At 48.2% G+C, this 21,394-nt stretch carries 13 protein-coding genes; 3 read left to right on the top strand and 10 right to left on the bottom strand.

The window, feature by feature from the left end; translation table 11 throughout:
- Window positions 1-50: 50 nt before the first annotated feature.
- From potC to potA, 3 genes are read right to left on the bottom strand one after another with little or no spacing between them, the layout of a single operon-like run.
- Window positions 51-833 (bottom strand): spermidine/putrescine ABC transporter permease PotC, encoded by a 783-nt coding sequence (gene potC, locus ACSBQN_RS12755; protein ID WP_004234794.1) that lies wholly within the window; start codon window positions 831-833, stop codon window positions 51-53.
- Window positions 830-1,690: a spermidine/putrescine ABC transporter permease PotB gene (gene potB / locus ACSBQN_RS12750; RefSeq protein WP_004241187.1), complete on the bottom strand. Its 861-nt coding sequence runs from the start codon at window positions 1,688-1,690 to the stop codon at window positions 830-832. Before potB ends, potC begins: the two co-directional genes overlap by 4 nt.
- On the bottom strand, window positions 1,674-2,789 hold the full coding sequence (gene potA, locus ACSBQN_RS12745; protein ID WP_004234784.1) for a spermidine/putrescine ABC transporter ATP-binding protein PotA: 1,116 nt from the start codon (window positions 2,787-2,789) through the stop codon (window positions 1,674-1,676). Before potA ends, potB begins: the two co-directional genes overlap by 17 nt.
- A 415-nt stretch (window positions 2,790-3,204) precedes the next feature.
- Between potA and ahpC the strand changes: the two genes are divergently transcribed.
- The 3 genes from ahpC to ACSBQN_RS12730 all read left to right on the top strand — a co-directional run bounded on the left by ahpC (window position 3,205) and on the right by ACSBQN_RS12730 (window position 6,394).
- Window positions 3,205-3,768 (top strand): alkyl hydroperoxide reductase subunit C, encoded by a 564-nt coding sequence (gene ahpC / locus ACSBQN_RS12740; protein ID WP_354633121.1) that lies wholly within the window; start codon window positions 3,205-3,207, stop codon window positions 3,766-3,768.
- Between the two features lie 72 nt (window positions 3,769-3,840).
- Window positions 3,841-5,415: an alkyl hydroperoxide reductase subunit F gene (ahpF, locus tag ACSBQN_RS12735; RefSeq protein WP_024474354.1), complete on the top strand. Its 1,575-nt coding sequence runs from the start codon at window positions 3,841-3,843 to the stop codon at window positions 5,413-5,415.
- 577 nt (window positions 5,416-5,992) lie between these two features.
- Window positions 5,993-6,394 carry a hypothetical protein gene (locus ACSBQN_RS12730; RefSeq protein ID WP_354633122.1) on the top strand — a complete coding sequence of 134 codons (402 nt, stop codon included), beginning with the start codon at window positions 5,993-5,995 and terminating at the stop codon, window positions 6,392-6,394.
- Between the two features lie 49 nt (window positions 6,395-6,443).
- Here ACSBQN_RS12730 and ACSBQN_RS12725 read toward each other — a convergent pair whose 3' ends face one another.
- The 7 genes from ACSBQN_RS12725 to ACSBQN_RS12695 all read right to left on the bottom strand — a co-directional run bounded on the left by ACSBQN_RS12725 (window position 6,444) and on the right by ACSBQN_RS12695 (window position 21,354).
- Window positions 6,444-6,755 carry a sel1 repeat family protein gene (locus ACSBQN_RS12725; RefSeq protein WP_236595603.1) on the bottom strand — a complete coding sequence of 104 codons (312 nt, stop codon included), beginning with the start codon at window positions 6,753-6,755 and terminating at the stop codon, window positions 6,444-6,446.
- Window positions 6,756-6,819: 64 nt separating this feature from the next.
- Entirely contained in the window at window positions 6,820-7,290 is a 471-nt protein-coding gene (locus ACSBQN_RS12720; protein WP_024474351.1) for a bactofilin family protein, read from the bottom strand.
- 175 nt (window positions 7,291-7,465) lie between these two features.
- Entirely contained in the window at window positions 7,466-7,645 is a 180-nt protein-coding gene (locus ACSBQN_RS12715; RefSeq protein ID WP_004241178.1) for a hypothetical protein, read from the bottom strand.
- Window positions 7,646-7,712: 67 nt separating this feature from the next.
- Window positions 7,713-8,126 carry a hypothetical protein gene (locus ACSBQN_RS12710; RefSeq protein WP_420744433.1) on the bottom strand — a complete coding sequence of 138 codons (414 nt, stop codon included), beginning with the start codon at window positions 8,124-8,126 and terminating at the stop codon, window positions 7,713-7,715.
- Between the two features lie 241 nt (window positions 8,127-8,367).
- Window positions 8,368-8,676 (bottom strand): helix-turn-helix domain-containing protein, encoded by a 309-nt coding sequence (locus tag ACSBQN_RS12705; protein WP_004241177.1) that lies wholly within the window; start codon window positions 8,674-8,676, stop codon window positions 8,368-8,370.
- A gap of 932 nt (window positions 8,677-9,608) precedes the next feature.
- On the bottom strand, window positions 9,609-19,562 hold the full coding sequence (locus tag ACSBQN_RS12700; protein ID WP_434991680.1) for an invasin domain 3-containing protein: 9,954 nt from the start codon (window positions 19,560-19,562) through the stop codon (window positions 9,609-9,611).
- A gap of 823 nt (window positions 19,563-20,385) precedes the next feature.
- On the bottom strand, window positions 20,386-21,354 hold the full coding sequence (locus tag ACSBQN_RS12695; protein WP_052116634.1) for a hypothetical protein: 969 nt from the start codon (window positions 21,352-21,354) through the stop codon (window positions 20,386-20,388).
- Between the last annotated feature and the right edge of the window lie 40 nt (window positions 21,355-21,394).

Genomic DNA, 21,394 nt, shown 5'->3' with positions numbered 1-21,394 from the left:
CACAAAATAAACCGGCGGATCCGCTGAAGACCGCGCCGGTAACAGAAAGGTTACTGCTGTTTGTGTGAGCGGTCACGCAGCACAAGCTGACTGATGATGACCATAAACAGCGAAAGTGCCATTAAAATCGTGGCCAGCGCATTCACTTCCGGTGAAACCCCGACTTTTACCATCGAGTAGATTTTCAGCGGCAGAATTTCATAGCTCGGCCCGGTAACAAATGAGGACACCACCACGTCATCCATCGACAGGGTAAAGCTCAGCAGCCAGCCCGCAATCACCGCCGGTAACGCCAGCGGGAGAATAATCTTGCGCAGAATGGTGAATTCCCCGGCCCCCAGATCCCGTGCCGCTTCCAGCATTTTCACGTCAAAATCTTTCAGCCGCGAATAGACCGTGACCACCACAAACGGCAGGCAGAAGGTAATGTGCGAGAACAGCAGTGACCAGAAACCGAGCGACACCCCGAGGATCATAAACAGCACCAGCAGGGAGATTGCCATCACGATATCCGGTGACATCATCACCACAAACAGCATACCGCCGACAAAGGGCTTTCCTTTGAACCGGTAGCGGTACAGTGCCACCGCTGTCAGTGAACCGATAACCGTGGCAAATGTGGCAGACAGAATCGCCATCGTCAGTGAATGGCCCGCCGCCTGTAACAAGCTGTCATTATTGACCAGCGTGCTGTACCAGTCAGTCGTGAACCCCTGCCAGTTGATCCCGAAACGGGATGAGTTAAAGGAGTTCACAATCAGAATGACAATCGGGATGTATAAATAAGCATAGATGATGGTCATAAAACCACCGCGTAACAGGCGTCCTATCATTCCAGTTCACCCTTCTTATTTAACATTTTTGCCGCACGGTAATAGACATACAGCAGCAGCCCCATCGCTGCGGTCAGGAAAATGCTGGTTGCCGCGCCAAACGGCCAGTCACGGATGTTCAGGAACTGGCTTTTTATCACGTTCCCAATCAGCAGGTTTTTCGCCCCGCCCATCAGATCCGCCACATAGAACAGCCCCATCGCCGGTAACAGTACCAGCAGACAGCCGGCGATAATGCCCGGCATGGTCAGCGGCAGAATAATGCGGAAAAAGGTCTGACATTTATTTGCCCCCAGATCCCGCGCCGCTTCCAGATAAGATTTGTCGAGCTTTTCAATACTGGAATAGAGCGGCATCACCATAAATGGCAGCAGAATATAGATAAGCCCGAGCACCACTGCTTCAGATGTATACATCAGCTTAAAGGGTTTATCGATAAGTCCGGTCCATAATAAAAACTCATTCATATAGCCGCGCGTGCTGAGGAATATTTTCAGCCCGTAAATGCGGATAAGCGAGTTTGTCCAGAACGGAACTATCAGCAGGAATAACATCAGCGGCCGGTACTTCTGCGGCATCCTTGCAATAAACGCCGCAAAAGGATAGCCGATCAGCAGGCAGCAGACCGTGGCAATCACCGCCATATTGAACGAGTGCAGCATCACCTGTGCATACATCGGGTCAAATAAGCGGCGGTAATTATCGAGGGTAAAGACCATATCGACCAGATTCGCGTCATTGCGTGTCAGGAAACTGGTACCGATGATCATCAGATTGGGCAGGAAAACAAACAGCAGTAACCAGGCGACAATCCCCGTGATCACGATAGTCTGGAATGGTTTACGCGTCATTTTCATCGCCCAGCACCACCTCCCAGCTTTCAACCCATGTCACGGCGATTTTCTGATTCAGCGAGTGATCCACATCCGGATCATCCTCATTAAAGAACTCACTGACCATCACCCGTTTGCCGTTTTCCATCTCCACTTCGGAGTCCAGCGTCATTCCTTTATAGTTGCGCTCGCGGACATAGCCGATAAGCCCAGCAATCGGCTCATTATCATGGATCTCTTCAACGCGCAGATCCTCCGGACGCAGCAGCACATGAACCCGCTGCCCCGGTGTGACATCCAGGGTGGTGTAAATATCACACTCGTGCCCCTCGACATTTGCGCGGATCCGCTGTTCATCGATCCGGTGCAGAACATCCGCATCAAAGATATTTATCTCGCCGATAAACTGCGCCACAAACAGGTTTTTCGGCTCTTCGTAGATTTCACGCGGTGTGCCGTCCTGCTCGATCCTGCCGTCACGCATCACAATGATACGGTCAGACATGGTCAGCGCCTCTTCCTGGTCATGGGTGACAAACACAAACGTGATCCCCAGCTGACGCTGAAGGGCTTTCAGTTCACTCTGCATCTGTTTGCGCAGTTTGTAATCCAGCGCGGAGAGGGATTCATCCAGCAGCAGCACTTCCGGTTTATTCACCACCGCACGGGCAATGGCAACACGCTGCTGTTGTCCGCCGGAAAGGTGGCCCGGTTTGCGCCCGGCGAAATCTTCCAGCTGCACCATTTTCAGGGCTTCTTCCACGCGCTGTGTGATTTCATTTTCCGGGGTTTTCTGCATGCGCAGCCCGAACGCGACGTTTTCAAAGACCGTCATGTGCGGAAACAGGGCATAACTCTGGAAAACAGTGTTGATATGGCGCTGTTCAGCGGGGATATGGGTAATATCCTGGTCGCCGAGCATAATAGTGCCTTCATCCGCATCCTCAAGCCCGGCGATTAACCGTAAAACCGTGGTTTTACCGCACCCGGACGGACCCAGAATGGTGACGAACTCACCATGATTAATTGTGAGGTCGAAATGCTTAATTATGTTCTTGTCATCAAAGCTTTTGCTCAGCCCTTTCAGGGTGACAAGTGGTGTCAGAGAGGTTGTCTCAGTCATTTATGCTATTCACTCTATCCCGGAGGTCATGCAGATAGAACCGTAACTGAAAAAAGACTGTTAAAGCAGATTGGTCTACTTATGGCCAATGCCCAAAACCAGTTACGCCGTCAAAAAAAGAAGAGGGCATAATAAACACAGCGACCTTAAAATGAAAGCTGAAACGTCATCACGCCACTAATTTTTTGTTCATCTTTATTCATACATATCTTAACAATCATCCCCCTGATTGAATGCATTTTCAAACAGGAATGCGATCTTATTGTCCGTGCGCAATATCTGCCGTTTTGGCGCTGTAAGCTATTAAAATAAACCCATCGTTAGATAAAACCTATCACATCGATAGCAGCAAGCCATTGGCCTCCCGGCACCGCTTCCCGTATTGTTATTTTCAACGAAACAGGAGGAATCATCTATGTCTTTAATTAATACCCCAATCAAACCTTTCAAAAACATGGCATTCAAAAACGGTGAATTCGTTGAAGTCACCGAAAAAGACACCGAAGGCAAATGGAGCATTTTCTTCTTTTATCCTGCTGACTTCACCTTTGTCTGCCCGACTGAGTTAGGCGACCTGGCTGACCATTACGACGAATTCCAGAAAATGGGCGTGGACATCTACTCTGTCTCCACTGACACCCATTTCACCCACAAAGCATGGTACAGCAGCTCAGAAACTATCGGCAAAATCAAATATGCCATGATCGGCGACCCGACCGGCGCACTGACCCGTAACTTCGAAAACATGCGTGAACTGGAAGGTCTGGCTGACCGCGGTACATTCGTTGTTGACCCGCAGGGTATCATCCAGGCGATTGAAATCACCGCTGAAGGTATCGGCCGTGACGCATCTGACCTGCTGCGTAAAGTAAAAGCGGCTCAGTATGTTGCCAGCCATCCGGGTGAAGTCTGTCCTGCAAAATGGAAAGAAGGTGAAGCGACTCTGTCTCCGTCACTGGACCTGGTCGGTAAAATTTAAGACCCCCTCTCCGTCTTCTTTCTTATTTACTGTTATCGGGTGCATTGCACCCGATTTTTTAAGGGAATAATCATGCTCGATAACACAATGAAAGCGCAGCTTAAAGCGTATCTCGAAAAATTAACCCGTCCGGTTGAGCTGGTATCAACCCTTGACGACAGTGCTAAGTCCGGTGAAATCAGAACATTATTACAGGAAATCGCTGAGTTATCGCCGAAGATTACTGTTCGCGAAGATAACAGCGCGTCTGCACGCAAGCCGTCATTCCTGATTGTAAATCCGGGACAGACTCAGGGTATCCGTTTTGCCGGTTCCCCGCTGGGTCATGAATTCACCTCACTGGTGTTAGCACTGTTACAAGTCGGCGGTCATCCGTCGAAAGAAGCACAGGAATTACTGGATCAGGTGCGTAATCTGGAAGGTGAATTCCATTTTGAGACCTATTATTCACTTTCATGCCATAACTGCCCGGATGTGGTGCAGGCACTGAACCTGATGGCGGTGCTTAATCCGGATATCACACACACGGCCATTGACGGCGGTCTGTTTCAGAATGAGATCACCGAACGCAATATCATGGGCGTGCCGGCGGTTTTCCTGAATGGCAACGAGTTCGGTCAGGGCCGTATGACACTGGCGGAAATCGTCAATAAAGTGGACAGCAACGCCGGTAAACGCGCAGCCGATGCGCTGAATCAGCAGGCGCCGTATGAAGTGCTGATTGTCGGCAGCGGCCCTGCCGGGGCATCCGCTGCCGTGTATGCCGCCCGTAAAGGGATCCGTACCGGACTTATCGGTGAGCGTTTCGGCGGCCAGGTGCTGGATACCGTGGATATTGAAAACTATATCTCCGTACCAAAAACCGAAGGCGCGAAACTGGCGGCGGCACTGAAAGTGCATGTGGAAGATTACACTGCAGATGTGATTGATAACCAAAGCATCACAGCGCTGATCCCGGCCACGGAACAAGGCGGCCTGCATCAGTTACAGACCGCGTCCGGTGCAACGCTGAAAGCGCGCAGTGTCATTATCAGTACCGGTGCCCGCTGGCGTAACATGGGTGTTCCGGGCGAGCAGGAATACCGCACCAAAGGGGTGACTTACTGCCCGCACTGTGACGGCCCGCTGTTCAAAGGAAAATCTGTGGCGGTGATCGGCGGCGGTAACTCCGGCGCGGAAGCGGCTATCGACCTGGCCGGTGTGGTGGAACACGTCACCCTGCTGGAATTTGCCCCGGAACTGAAAGCCGATGCGGTGTTACAGCAGAAATTACGCAGCCTGGCAAACGTGGATATTATTGTGAATGCCCAAACCACCGAAGTGCTCGGCGACGGCAGCAAAGTAACCGGCTTACAGTACAAAGATCGCGTATCCGGTGAACTTCACACACTGACACTGGCGGGGATTTTCGTTCAGATTGGCCTGCTGCCGAATACGCAGTGGCTGAAAGGAACACTGGATCTGAACCCGATGGGTGAGATTGTGGTCGATGCCCGTAACGAAACCAGCATTAAAGGGGTGTTCGGTGCCGGTGACTGTACCACCGTTCCGTACAAACAAATTATTATCGCGGCAGGCGAAGGGGCCAAAGCATCACTCAGTGCCTTTGATTACCTGATCCGCACCAGTACCAGAACCGCTGAATAGCCCGCTGTTCAGTTGTTGTACCCAAAGGCATCCGGGGGCGGATGCCTTTTTTTATTCCCCGGTAAATGCCTTCATACACCGGCGGATACATCAGCACAATCCATAAACTAAAAATCACATATTTAAGTATCACACTATCCCCGTCAGAAAGTCATCTGCGGGATTGTAACTATCTGTTTTTCCTTACCCTACTGATGATTGGTAAAAGGCTGTTTTCCGTTTTGGAAAAGACTGTTTCCTGTCGCGACATAACAGAGCACGGCGGGAAAATATTTTTTATTTACTCAACAGCAAAATACCGGTTATATATATACTATGATGCTTATTATCACTCTTATAAAGTGTATGTAATTATATCCTCTGCACCCGGCATTACTTATATTGCGTCACGAAAAATTTAATAACAAAAAATATAACTACCGGTATATTTATCGCCAAAACACCCAATGAAAACACGATAATATTATGTTTATTTCGTCACACTCTATTCATATACAAACACCGCAGACATACTTTAATGTATAGCCCTCTCTGTTCTTAAAATCAGATAAAATATATACCCGCCAGAGGAGTTATCATGAGTTTTAAAACATTAATTCTGATTTCGGGATTACTGACCACATTGTCCGGCTGTACCACCCCATCACGGCAAATGTCCTCTCAGCCCGCACAACCTGAGGTCGTTCCGGTAAAACTGCTCCCTGCTCCGGCACAGAATTCCACCAGCGACAGCTGTATTGATGATATGTATCTGCTGCGTAAAACGAATGCCAATGATTACCGTGTATTATCCGGAAAATACAGTGAAGTGATGAATGAGTTTAATTTCCTGCGGGAAAATGAAAGCATCATGGACAATGATATTAAAGTTTATATGAAAAACAGCCTGACGATAAAACTCGGAAAGGTATGCAGTGATATCAAACTGAGCGCATTCCGCTCAATCAAGAAAAAATCCAGCCTGAATGCCGGTTCATAAATAAAAAAGGCTTGCAGTTAATACAAGCCTTTTTCGCCTCTGTTTATTATCAGTCAGGATTCTGTTCAATAATATCCAGGCAATACCCGGAAAGCAGATTAAGAAATGCAAAATAGTTCTTTTCATTATAATACTGAAGTGCCAAAAAACGTTTTGCATCTGAATCGCCTTTTCCGGCCGCAATAAGCAAATAATACTTTCCCTTTTCAATATCTTTGTTCACACCATAACGCCCGGTGAGATACAACGTTCCCAATAAAAACTGAGCATTTGTCTCTCCCTGTCCTGCTTTGATACTCAGCAGCTCAACATTTTGCGGCGGCGTCCCCGCAGAACAAAGTAACGGGATAAAAAGCAGCACTATCAAAATCCGGGAATATATTTTCATTTTTCCTTTATCCGTTAACAGTGTGCCGGGGTAAAGATTATTTTTGATTTATTGTCTTTTCTTTACCGGCAACAACGATATCAGGGTTTACTTTATTACTCTTATAAGGTTCGGACTGGCCGGTAAAACGCCCGCCGGTAATAATGGAAAATGCTTCAGCGCGGCACACGCCATTAAGTTCGCCCTTTTGTAAAATTTCCGTATTTTTAGCACAGCAGGTGCCCATCATAAGACCATTGATTGAAACATGCTCCGCAGTCACATCGCCTTCAATAACGCCTTTTTCCATAACGGAAACTTTAAAAGCACCGGCATTGATATTCCCTTTTACTTTTCCGTATATTTCAATATTCCCCCCGGGAGTCATATCGCCGGTTATTTCACAGCCGGTTCCCACAATAGTAATACTTTTACCGGCGGGTTCATTTTTTACCGGCTCTGCTTTTACCGGTTCCGCTTTCACGGTTTCTGCTTTATCTTTTTTATCGTCTTGTCTGAATAATGCCATAAAAAAACGCCTTCCTGTTGTGATGAAAAATAATACAAAGAGAAGCAAAAAATAGATGCTCATATGAAAATACAATTTTCTCCCGGAAGAGATAATCGCTATCAGTACTCCTCCCCAGAGAAACCAGAGACTGTATAAATACAAATGTATTTTCATTCGTTCAGCGTCTTTATGCTTACTGGTATACCGGCACATCACTGATACAATTTATATTGATCTGGATATGCACACCATTCTCTTCATCGATATAAAACACGACGTTATCACCGTCATAGTGATATTTAATATCACAATCCTGTTTAACAAATTTTTTCATTATATTTGCCAAATCAGTTTTCATATCATCAAAAATCATAGTTCCTCCTGATGTTCAGGTTTAAAGTGGCAACAAATACATCTGAACAGAACTGCATAAGATAAAGCTATGGTTTTTCATCATAGATAACCATATAACTGCTGGTATTTAATAAGTTATTTTTTTGATTATTTTTCAGATCTTTTTCCAGGTCACCGCCGAATCCGGTTTGTACATCGTACCCGTTATTATCGAAGAATGCCTGCCAGGCACCGGCGATCTCATCCGAGTAAAACTGATCACCGGATTCATCGCGCTGCACCGGAACCGCCGGTAATGTACTGAACACATCACTGTGCGGGATCCGGCTGCCGGGCGGCAGTTTTCCGGCTGGTTCCGGCAGTGTGGTCAGATCCATCGGAAACGGCATGCCCCGTCTGCCGGATAAAAAGCGGTTTCTGAGATCATCCGGAGACACGGCGACAACTGCCCCGATACCCTCTATTGTTTCCGATATTACCGGCTCAGATTGTCTGACCACCGGTTTTGATGCAGAGGATACTGCGACTGAAACCGGAAAAATAAATGGTAAGGAAAACAGCAGATATAATCTTATTTTTTTCATATTAAATTTTTTATATGACATAAACATAAATATGTCCCGGTCCCGGATTTTCAGAGTTAATGATGATAAAATAATTTATCAATAAGTACCGACGATATCCCCATCATAATGGTTTTATGCATTATTTCTGTATAAATATACTTTATTATTGTTTAAATCATTTTCCGTAATCATTATAGTACGATTGTTCTATTCTTCCTTCATGCTCTCCGACCTTATGATGGTAATAGCTTCCTAATACCGAAAATAAATTATTAACATCGTTTGGTGTCATTTGAAGAGCAGCAAAATAGCGCATAAGCATATCCAGGTTAAAACAATTCACGCCTCTTTCATAACGGGAGATCTGTTGCTGACTGATACTTAAGATTTTTGAAAGTTCAATACCGGATAACCCGAGCTGTCGGCGTTTATTTTTAAGAGCCTGGCCTATTACGCTGGAAATAGGATGAATATTTTTAATCACAAATCCTCCTGACGACTACATTACACTCTGACTACTATTTATTATAAATAAAACAATATACATTCTGTTTTATATGCCATGTGAAATAATGATAATCACTGAAAAGATAACCTAATATACTGCATTCCTGTTTAAGACACCCCCTTCTTCAGTTAAAAAAGATAAGCATGATAATACATTTTCACTCCACGCGAGAGTAAAAATGTTATTCTCAGCATTCATTTTGTTAAGTAGTTAACTATTTTATTGATAACAATATCAGAGCGGCAGAGATTAATGCTCTCTGCTATCCCGTGTACGGATAAACATTATCGTCACTGATATGTCAGCTGTATTTCTTTTTCTTATCGCCGGGAAAATTGGTATTACAAGACGATCACAAAGATCATTTTGTCGCCATTTACCTGTTATCGTTAATAACCTTCTTTATATAAGTTATTTTATTTTCATGTAAAGAGTAAATGACTTATGGCGGTGTGTGCAAATTTTTATTCACCTCTCCATTCAAATCTAACAATAGATTAAACCTATCAATAAAAATTTATTCATACCCGAAAAATAGCATAATAAGTCAAATTTACTAATTACATCAGTAAGTTAAATTGAAGTGACTGTTTTTACACAATAAATACGATTTATCCTAAATATTCCCCCCACTCCTCTCGCGATTACGTTTGAAGCACTCTGTTACAAAATAAGCATTTTTTATTACCTTTACACCAAAACAGAACACTAATTAATAACATATTTTTAAAATTTTATCCCTTAAAATAATACTAAATCAGACGACAAAACCAGACGATTATTCAAATATATTAACCATACCCAACATTATTAACCATAATCATAGTGTTATTGCAAAATAAAGAAGCCACAGACATTTCTGCCTGTGGCTTTTATTATTGTTACTAATTAATAGTAACCTTTCTTATTTAATTAGGTTGATTTGCATCTACTGTTCCTCTGGTAACCACCTGCACCTCATTATTACTGTCAACAATGATATCAAACACAATCCATTGCGCTTTGGTATCGACGACTAAGTCCGGTGCACTGAAACTCATTGTTCTGGATGTTCCCGGTTTCAGTGTCAAATCCTTATTCAGGAAGATTTGCACCTTCGCAGTTGACAATTTAGCATTCGGACCGGCGAAGTTCTGTACATAATAGGTATAAGTTCCCTTATGTGACTTCGTCATCGTGATCGTTTCAATACCCGGAGCTGTTGTCTGATCCTTATCAAGGGAGGCATCTGCACCTGACGGTGTTTTGTTCTGATAGTTAACCTTAATTCTGCTGCCGCTGCCTGATGCTGGCGGAACAAGCAGGTAAGAGTCCAGATCTCTCGGGTTTTCACTCCACTGCAGAATAATACGACCGAACTCTGTGCCCAGCGCCGGAGATAACGCAAACTTAAAGTTGGTATCCGCGCCGCTCTTCACGTCCATAAAGTCATCGTAGTCGTCGTAATTATTCGCCGTGATCTTAACTGCGTACTTCCCGCCAACCAGATCAACCTTAAACTTACCGGTTGCATCCGTTGTTGTCTCATACAGCAGTTCTGATCCGTCTTCCGAGAAGATCTTAACGTGTGCGCCGTTAACCGGCTTATCTCCGGCTGCAATCGCGTCAATAACCAGCACTGACGTTGAGAACAGCTCTTCAAAGGAGACTTTCTTATCAGCATTAACCGCAGCCTGACTTCCCTGTGCGGCACTGACCACAATGTCATAGACCGGTGTTTTGGTACTGGTCAGTTTGACAGTCGCGTTACCCGCTGCATCTGTCTGCTTTGAAGTCGCAGATAATACAGCTGCACTACCGGCAGTACTGGTCCAGTTAGTCGTCACACCACTGACCGGGTTACCGTTCGCGTCACGGACTTCGGCAATAAATTCAAAAGAATCCGTACCGTTGGCAATCTTCCGTGCCAGCGCACCGTTGAGCTTCACATTCGTGATAGTCGCTGTTGCGGCATCACCTGTCAGCGTGACGGTCACACCCGCAACCGGCAGTTCAGTTCCGTTAACGGTTACTGTCAGCGGAGCATCACCGGCGGTTTTCCCTTTCAGGGTCGCGGTATAAGTACCGTCCTGGTTATCCGTCACGCCACTGAAGGTGGTACCACCGAGCGTGGTACTGAACAGCACGGTCTGTCCGGCAACCGGGTTATCGTTGGCATCTTTCAGGGTCAGCTTCAGTGCTGAAGTCGCCGTGTTATTTGCCACGATAGTCAGCGGTGTTGCTGTCAGCACGGATTTATCCTTATCCAGATTACTGCTGTCTGCCGTCAGTTTCACCGTAACCGGTGCCACTTCCAGTGCATTACCGCCCACAGTGACTTTAATCTCTGCATCACCGGCAGTTTTACCTTTCAGGGTTGCGGTATAGGTACCGTCATGATTATCCGTCACCGTACCGAACGTGGTGTTGGCCAGCGTGGTGCTGAACAGCACGGTCTGTCCGGAAACCGGGTTGTCATAGGCATCCTTCAGGGTCAGCTTCACCTCAGAGGTCGTGGTATTGTTTGCCACGATAGTCAGCGGTGTTGCTGTCAGTGAGGATTTATCCTTGTCCAGATTACTGCTGTCCGCTGTCAGTTTCACCGTGACCGGAGCCACCTCCAGCACAGTCCCGTTGACGGTCACTTTCAGTAACGCATCGCCGGCTTTGGTTCCTTTCAGGGTTGCCGTATAAGTACCGTCATGATTATCCGTCACCGTACCAAACGTGGTGTTGGCCAGCTCAGTACTGAACAGCACGGTCTGTCCGGAAACCAGGTTACCGTTGGCATCTTTCAGGGTCAGTTTCAGCGCGGACGTTGCGGTGTTGTTTGCCACAATAGTCAGCGGATCTGCTGTCAGTGCCGATTTATCCTTGTCCAGATTACTGCTGTCTGCAGTCAGTTTCACCGTTACCGGTGCCACTTCCAGCACAGTCCCGTTGACAGTCACTTTCAGTAACGCATCACCGGATTTAGTGCCTTTCAGAGTCCCTGTATAGGTACCGTCCAGGTTATCCGTCACCGTACTGAAAGTTGTATCAGCCAGACCGGTACTGAACAGCACGGTCTGTCCTGTAACCGGGTTGTCATTGACATCTTTCAGTGTCAGTGTCAGCACGGACTCTGTAGCACCATCCGCCACGATAGTCAGCGGTACTGCGGTCAGCGAGGATTTATCCTTATCCAGTTTGCTGCTGTCCGCTGTCAGGGTAACCGTTACCGGTGCCACCTCCAGCGCATTACCACCGACAGTCACTTTGATAACAGCGGCCCCGGCTGTTTTACCCTGCAGGGTTGCCGTATAGGTGCCGTCCTGATTATCGGTTACCGTACCGAACGTGGTGTTGGCCAGTGTGGTACTGAACAGCACCGTCTGCCCGGTCACAGGGTTATCGTTGATATCCTTCAGGGTCAGTTTCACCAGAGACGTCGTGGTATTGTTTGCCACGATAGTCAGCGGATCAGCCGTCAGTGCTGACTTATCTTTGTCCAGGTTATCCTGGTCGCCGATCAGTTTCACTGTCACTGGTGCAACAGCCAGTTCAGCACTGTTCACCGTCACTTTCAGTAACGCATTCCCGGATTTGGTTCCTTTCAGGGTCGCGGTATAAGTACCGTCCTGATTATCCGTCACGCCACTGAAGGTAGTATCAGCCAGGCCGGTACTGAACAGCACGGTCTGTCCCGGAACCAGGTTACCGTTGACGTCTTTCAGTGTCAGTGTCAGCGCGGACTCTGTTGCACCATCCGCCACGATAGTCAGCGGTACTGCGGTCAGCGAGGATTTATCCTTATCCAGTTTGCTGCTGTCCGGTGTCAGGGTGACAGTGACTGATGTCACTTCCAGCGCATTACCGCCCACTGTCACTTTAATCTCCGCAGCCCCGGCAGTTTTACCTTTCAGGGTCGCGGTATAGGTGCCGTCCTGATTATCTTTCACTGTACCGAAAGTCGTGTTGGCCAGTGTGGTACTGAACAGCACGGTCTGACCGGAGACCAGGTTACCGTTGACATCTTTCAGTGTCAGTTTCACCGTGGATTCCGTTGCGTTATCCGCCACAATACTCAGCGGCGCTGCTTCCAGGACAGATTTATCTTTATCCAGGTTTGAGCTGTCCGCTGTCAGTTTCACCGTAACCGGCGCAACTTCCAGTGCATTACCGCCCACAGTGACTTTAATCACTGCATCACCGGCAGTTTTCCCTTTCAGGGTCGCGGTATAGGTACCGTCCTGATTGTCGTTCACTGTACCGAATGTGGTGTTAGCCAGTGTGGTACTGAACAGCACGGTCTGACCGGAAACTAGGTTACCGTTGGCATCCTTCAGGGTCAGTTTCACCTCAGAGGTCGTGGTATTGTTTGCCACGATAGTCAGCGGTGCCGCTGTCAGTGAGGATTTGTCCTTGTCCAGATTACTGCTGTCCGCCGTCAGGGTGACAGTGACCGGCGCCACTTCCAGTACTGCACCATTGACAGTGACTTTCAGTAATGCGTCACCGGCTTTGGTCCCTTTCAGTGTTGCGGTATAAGTGCCGTCCTGATTATCTTTCACCGTAGTGAAGGTGGTGTCTGCCAGGTCAGTGCTGAACAGCACAGTCTGACCGATCACCGGGTTGTTATTCACATCTTTCAGTGTCAGCGTCAGTGACGAGGTCGCGGTGTTGTTTGCCACGATGCTCAGCGGTGCCGCTGTCAGTGAAGATTTATCCTCATCAAGATGATCCTTATCCCCGATCAGTTTCACGCTCACCGGTGCCACTGCCAGTTCCGTACCGTTTACAGTCACTTTCAGTGCCGCTGTACCGGATTTGGTCCCTTTCAGTGTTGCGGTATAGGTACCGTCATGATTATCCGTCACGCCACTGAAGGTCGTATTTTCCAGATCAGTGCTGAACAGCACAGTCTGTCCCGGAATCAGGTTACCGTAAGTATCTTTCAGGGTCAGTTTCAGTGAAGACGTTGTGGTATTGTCCGCCACGATGGTCAGCGGAGACGCAGTCAGTACTGACTTATCTTTATCCGGATTAGCGCTGTCCGGTGTCAGAGTAACCGTTACCGGTGCCACTGCCAGTCCGGTACCGTTAACAATAACCGTCAGCGGTGCAGCACCGGATTTAGTGCCTTTCAGGGTCGCGCTATAGGTGCCGTCCTGATTATCCGTCACGCCACTGAAGGTGGTATCTGCCAGTGTGGTGGTGAACTGCACAGTCTGTCCGGAAACGAGGTTACCGTTGACGTCTTTCAGCGTCAGCTTCAGAGTGGATTCCGCCGTACCATTCGCCACAATACTCAGCGGCGCCGCTTCCAGGACAGATTTATCTTTATCCAGGTTGCCGTTATCCGCTGTCAGGGTGACAGTCACCGGTGCCACTTCCAGCACCGCACCATTGACGGTGACTTTCAGTAATGCATCACCGGCCGTTTTCCCTTTCAGGGTCGCGGTATAGGTACCGTCATGATTATCCGTCACGCCACTGAAGGTGGTGCCGCCGAGCGTGGTGCTGAACAGCACGGTCTGTCCCGGAACCAGGTTACCGTTGGCATCTTTCAGGATCAGTTTCAGATCCGATGCGGAGGCATTATCCGCCACAATACTCAGCGGTACTGCCGTCAGCGAGGATTTGTCTTTATCCAGATTGGTGCTGTCCGGTGTCAGAGTAACCGTTACCGGTGCCACATCCAGCGGATTACCGCCGACAGTGACTTTAATCTCTGCATCACCGGCAGTTTTCCCTTTCAGGGTCGCGGTATAGGTACCGTCCTGATTGTCCGTTACGCCACTGAAGGTGGTACCGCCAAGCGTGGTACTGAACAGTACTGTCTGTCCGGACACCAGGTTACCGTTGACATCTTTCAGCGTCAGTTTCAGCGCTGAAGTCGTGGTGTTGTTTGCCACGATGGTCAGCGGAGATGCTTCCAGGACAGATTTATCCTTATCCAGGTTACCGCTGTCCGCTGTCAGTTTCACTGTTACCGGTGCAACCGCCAGCTCCGTGCCGTTCACGGTGACTTTCAGTAATGCATCACCGGCAGTTCTGCCTTTCAGCGTTGCGGTATAAGTACCGTCCTGATTATCCGTCACGCCGCTGAAGGTGGTGCCGCCGAGCGTGGTGCTGAACAGCACGGTCTGTCCCGGAACCAGGTTACCGTTGGCATCTTTCAGGATCAGTTTCAGATCCGATACTGAGGCATCATCCGCCACAATACTCAGCGGTGCTGCAGTCAGCGAGGATTTATCTTTATCCAGATTGGTGCTGTCCGGTGTCAGGGTGACGGTGACCGGTGCCACATTCAGCGCATTACCGCCAACGGTCACTTTGATCTCCGCAGCCCCGGCCGTTTTCCCTTTCAGGGTCGCAGTATAGGTACCATCCTGATTATCCGTTACGCCACTGAAGGTAGTGCCGCCAAGCGTGGTGCTGAACAATACTGTCTGTCCGGACACCAGGTTGCCGTTGGCATCTTTCAGTGTCAGTTTCAGCGCTGAAGTCGTGGTGTTGTTTGCCACGATGGTCAGCGGAGATGCTTCCAGGACAGATTTATCCTTATCCAGGTTGCCGCTGTCCGCTGTCAGTTTCACTGTTACCGGTGCAACCGCCAGCACAGCGCCGTTCACGGTCACTTTCAGTGCCGCATCACCGGCGGTTTTCCCTTTCAGGGTTGCAGTATAAGTACCATCCCGGTTATCCGTCACGCCACTGAAAGTAGTACCGCCCAGTGTGGTACTGAACAGCACCGTCTGCCCCGGAACCGGGTTATCGTTCCCGTCTTTCAGGGTCAGCGTCAGTGATGAGGTCGCAGTGTCGTTTGCCACAATACTCAGCGGCGCTGCGGTCAGTGAAGATTTGTCCTTATCCAGATTGCTGCTGTCCGCTGTCAGTCTGACTGTCACCGGTGCGACGGCAAAAGCCTTACCGTTCAGCGTAACGCTGATTTGTGCATTACCGGATTTGGTTCCTTTCAGAGTCGCAGTATAGGTACCGTCCTGATTATCCGTTACGCCACTGAAGGTGGTGTCTTTCAGCGTTGTACTGAACAATGCAGTCTGCCCCGCAACCGGGTTGTTATTCACATCCCGCAGCGTCAGGGTGATTGCGGATGTCGTGTTACCGTCCGCCACGATGGTGTCCGGTACAGCGGTCAGGGACGATTTATCTTTATCCAGTTTGCTGCTGTCTGCGGTCAGTTTTACACTCACCTCAGTGACGGCCAGCACAGCATTATTCACGGTGACTTTGATTTTTGCAGTCCCGGCTTTAGTGCCTTTCAGCGTGGCAGTATAAGTACCGTCTGCATTATCTCTTACCGTACCGAATACGGTATCTGCCAGCGTGGTGCTGAATACGACCTCCTGTCCGCTCACGGCATTATCGTTCACGTCTTTCAGGCTCAGAGTCAGCGTTGAAGACGTCTTGCCATCAGCCACAATGGTGTCAGGAACAGCAGTCAGTTTTGATTTATCGCCGCTCAGGTTACCGTTATCCGCCGTCAGTTTTACGGTGACCGGTGTAACCGCAAACGCTTTTCCGTTCAGCGTGATGCTGACCTTCGCATCCCCGGCTTTAACACCTTTCAGTGTCGCGGTGTAAGTACCATCCGGATTTTCGGTAGTACCGCTCACCGTTGTTCCCGCCAGCGCAGTTCCGAAGACCACAGTCTGGCCCGGGATCAGGTTCCCCTGACGATCTTTTAAGATGAAATGCAGCGTTGATGTTGTCTGCCCGTCTGCCACGATCGTCATCGGATCAGCTGTCAGCGAGGATTTCTGAGCATCAGGGTTCGCACTGTCTGCCTTAAAGGTGACAGTGACAGAAGGTTCACTGGTGTTAATCTTCGCTTTAACCGCAACCTGTACCGCACGGGTACTGGTCAGGCTGAAGGTTACCTCACCCTGCTCATTAGTCAGCAGTGATTGTGAAGCCGGAGACGCACCATTATCCGCAGTGAAAAGAACGGCCACATACGGCACAACGTTACCCTGTGCATCGGTGACAATCGCTTTCACACTGTTAACGGATGAGCCATCCGCCGCGCTGTTATCTGCGGTTATCGTCAGGTTCGATGCCAGAATTTCCGCTGTCGAGCTGTCCGCTGTAAACATCACAGTTTTTGATGCGGATTTGGTATTAACCTGTGCGGTGACTTTGGTATTACCGGCACGGGTATTTGTCAGTTCAAACAGTGCATTACCGTCAGCATCCGTATTGATCTGCATCTGAGACGGAAGTGCGCCGTGATCGGTGACAAACTGCACCGCGATCCCCGGAACCGGGTTATTGTAAGCATCAACAATAGTCGCTCTTACACTGTTTGCTGCCGCACCATCTGCTTTCTGATTATTGGTGACGATAACCAGGCTGGCGTCCGTAATGGTTGCCGTGGTTTCATCCGCCACAAATTTCAGTGCACGTACCGCATCATCGCCGTTAATGCTGAAGGTATAGTTATCAGAACCGGCTTTGGTATTGCTGATACTGACACGCAACTGACCGCGGCTGTCTGTCAGACCACTGACCGGCTGGGTCTGATAACGGGCGGTTCCCGGCACTTTGATGGTGACCGGTGCACCGGCTAACGGGTTATTGCGGCTGTCCGTGACAGTCACCAGAACCTCGTTTTTCGCTTTACCGTCTGCTTTCGCCCCATCCTGAGTCACGACCGCACTCTGGATCTTCGCGGTACTGATATCCGCGATAAACTGTGCAGTCACACTCTTCGAGGTGCCTGTTCCTTCAACCACCAGTTTGGAATCCCCGGCCGTTTCACTGCTGAAGCGGATAGTGACCAGGCCGTTGCTGTCAGTCTGCTGGTTCGGATCAATAACTGTTGCGCCGTTATCTGCTCTGGCTGTTAACGGGAAGTTTTCCACCAGGTTATCGAACTGGTCAGTCACTGTTGCCACGGCGATGTTTTTCGCCTGGCCGTCAGCCACTGCTTTGTTATTGGTTAATTCGAGCGTTTTGATTTTTGCGGTACTGAGATCCGCAATATAGGTGATCGCTTCGGTACGGCTGTTACCGTTACGCATTTTGGCTTTCAGCAATCCTTTACCGGCGGATTTACTGATGATTTTCACGGTCGCCGTGCCGTCCGGCCCGGAGATCACGGTCAGTGTCTGGCCGCTGTTGCCGTCCGCATCATAAATGGTGACACCTTCCGGATTTTTCAGGCCGGAAACACTGAAGGTCACTGCTTTATTCGGCAGTACTTCGCCCTTGTCATTCTGTAACAGCGCCACAGCGGTAAACTGGTCGCTGTTGTTGGCGATTAAGGATTGGTTCGGCGTGACGGTCAATTTGGTGATGGTTTCCACTGACGGAATAACATTCACCCACATTTCTGCGGTGTTGGACGGGTTACCCTCGTTATCTTCACCGACAGCTGTCACACGGTAGCCCTGCGGCCCGCCGTTACGATCCATAAAAATATATTCCGGCAGAGTAATATCCGCCGTGGTCAGCCCGGTCTGTTTGATTTCACCGCCGTTTGCCAGCAGTTCAGGCGCTGACCAGCGCAGAGATTTCAGGCCGTATTTGGCTTTCAGCACACTGACCGTTACCGGCAGTGTCTGTGCCGCTTCACCGTTGAGTGTCGGCGGCAGGGCAATCCGCAGCAGTTCCTGCTTACGGTACTGCATCACAATGTTGTAGTTTCTGTCGACGAAGTCGTAACGGTTACCCGCCAGGTTGCGCATCAGGTCAACATTGTCGGTATCCAGCTGCTGTGACAGCGGCACGCCGAAACGGTAGGAAAGCTCCATACCAATCTGGCTGTCGTTGGAATCACCACGGGATGTCTGACCTTTAAACGTGATCAGCGGGAACGGGGTGTAACTGAGCCCGATGGTGGAGACCGACGGGTTACTTTTCAGTTCACCGGAAGAGGTGGTACTGGCCAGGCTGACGCCGTCGCCGAAGTACTGTTCATATTTTGCAAATGCGCCTAACTGCGGATAATCAGGCAGATAGCCCTCCGCACGGATATCAAACCCGTTAGCCGGGCGTTCGTCGTAATCGCGCATTTCATGCAATTTTGACTGGTGCCAGTCTGTTACCCTGAAGTAGCCGTTGGCCGCAAACTTCAGGTAGTTGGCCCATAACTCACCGCCGACACCGACCCGCGAGTTACTGCCGGTGATATCGTAGTCATAAAAGCTGTTCACACCCCACATCCAGCCGTCTTCATACTGACGATAGCCCAGACCGAGGTTGGTGGTGGTACGTTCTTCATTAGCGCGAAGCCCGATCTGTGAGAAGAACAGGCTGTTCGGATTATCGATTAACGGTACCAGTACATCGGCGTCGCCGGTTTTATTGCTGCCGAACTGAATGCGGGCGTGGCCCACCTGGTTCAGCCAGTCATTCACCTGCTGGTTAAGCAGGTTTTCACCGATACCGCGCACATAACCGAGAGATGCATCCACCGCATCCTCACTGGAGAGGATCTGCCCCGCCTGTGAAGCATTGCCTGCCCAGCGGGCTTCATTCTTTGCGGCTTCATCTTCCGGAGAAATATCCGGCAGACCGAGGGTCGGTAAGGCACTGAAGATATCATCGGTCCGCACGGTATTATCGCGCGGTGCCGGGTTCGCCGGGTCAGGCAGCGTGCTGACACTCATCGGGAACGGCATGCCGTTCTGACCGGAGATAAAACCGTTGTCCGAACCGGCCGGCATCACGCCGTATTCACTGCCGGACGGCATCTCAACGGTAAATCCCTCGCCGCTCAGCTTACTGCCGGAGGTGGTTTTTCCGTCCTGCGGTTTCGGAGGCGGAGCCTGAGATGTATCCATCAGCGCATTAAGTCCGTCAAATGTCTCTGACATGATTAATGCATCGTTTTGCTCTGCCGCCTGCGCAACAGATAATGTTGCCGTCGACACCGGAAAAAATAACTGCAAAAAGAGCAACAGATATGCTGTTACCCTTTTTGTTTTTGAGTAATACGAAGTCACAGGCATGAATACATCCCCGAAAGTAAGATTAAAGCCATAAATTAATAATCAGAAAACACTCTTTCATTATTTCCGCTAATAAGTTCAATCACCGGACACGTTATAAAAATATGTTATTTTTTACTCCCTCTGAATGTTTACATATCACAGGCGTATTTATTTCCTGTTACGTTATTCAACCCGGACGTTATTGCGGCACAAATACACATATCTGCCACCTATTTAAAGCAGCAGATAACAAGAACATCGCCTTGCCGGATTTAATATCAGCAATCCATTTAAATACTTATTATTGGAGTTATATGCACATCATTAAAAGTAAACAATAAGACATACTTTTACATTATCACACAGTATATACAGGGCTCAGAAACAGGTCAAAAACAGAAAATAATATATAACAATCAATGAATTAAATAAAACAACGGCAAATATAACCCCGAATTACTCCTTCAATAGATTTTTATTTAATTATTTTTTACAAAAAAAAGTAAATACAGACACCCTCAGGAGTAGATATCATTAAGAAATAGCAAATAAAATTATCATTACTTATTATCAGAGTTGATGTTACATTTTATTAAAACATAACAACTCACAAATACCAGTTAAAGGCGTTTAAGTTAATGGTGACTAACTGAGGAAATAAAAAGAAAACACCGTTACCTGATACGGACGAGCACTAATACAGTGATACTCATTTAGTGTCCGTCCGTACAGCTGAGTTATTGCACTGATTCTTCCGGGGTTATTATTTAATCTCTGTTGATAACGGGAAGTTGCAGTCAAATGAAACCGATGTTTGCGCACTTCCTGAAGGTGATGAGACATAAAATCCCAGAAATGCTTCCGGAATTTTAAAATTCTCGTCCTTCGTCGAGAATCCCTGAATAGTCATCTTATTCGTTGATGATGACGGTGATGTTGTTCCGGCATTATTACCGAATAATTTACAGGTCAGCTGAGTGTCGCCATCAGCCGCTGTTTTATCCAGAACCTCATACTTCAGCGTGACATCTTTTGATATTGCGGTTGAAAGCCAGTTAACACAGTCAACCGACACATTATCCACATCATAGTTATAAGGCAGTATTTTCTGATTGGCTGCACCATCATACAAATACAGATTATCCTCAGATAATGACGTTTTAACCGATATGTCTTTGCTGGTAAATTCACAGGCAACCTGTAAATCTTTCATCGTCGTAAAATCTAATGTGTTATTGGTATAACCTGACTCTGCATAATCTTTACAGGTTGACGGCGAATCTGCATTGCAAACGCGCCCCGCCGATGACGTATCGACTGTATATCTGTTGTTGCCGCCGGTCAATGACGTAATATCTTCACGCGGAATCTCAACAAGCTGCGTTAAATCAACACCATGAGCCTCTGCCACCCGTAATGCATTATAATGAGATGTCGCACTCATCAGTTCCTGATCAAAACTGCCGTCTCCCCGCAAATCAACAAAGCCGGTTTTAATTACTTTACTATTACCGCCGGATGTCACTTTATAATTCAGCACACAGGATTCCAGCTTGTTATTTGTATAAGTGCTTCTGCATGTATTTTGATGAAACTCATGACTGGCCAGATATTTATGAACCAGTTCAAATGAAAATATCCTGGTGGTCGTTTTTACATTTTCGACCACATAATGTGCATACGCATTGCCCGACAACACAACCAATGCCATGGCAATTATTTTATTTTTCATTGCATTACCCTTATAAAAACAGAGCTGAATTGCCGGTATA

The organism is Morganella sp. B601 (assembly GCF_051172335.1).
GTDB classification, from domain to species: domain Bacteria; phylum Pseudomonadota; class Gammaproteobacteria; order Enterobacterales; family Enterobacteriaceae; genus Morganella; species Morganella morganii.
Note: the sequence above shows the minus strand (reverse complement) of the source record. Positions and strands in the feature narration are given on the sequence as shown.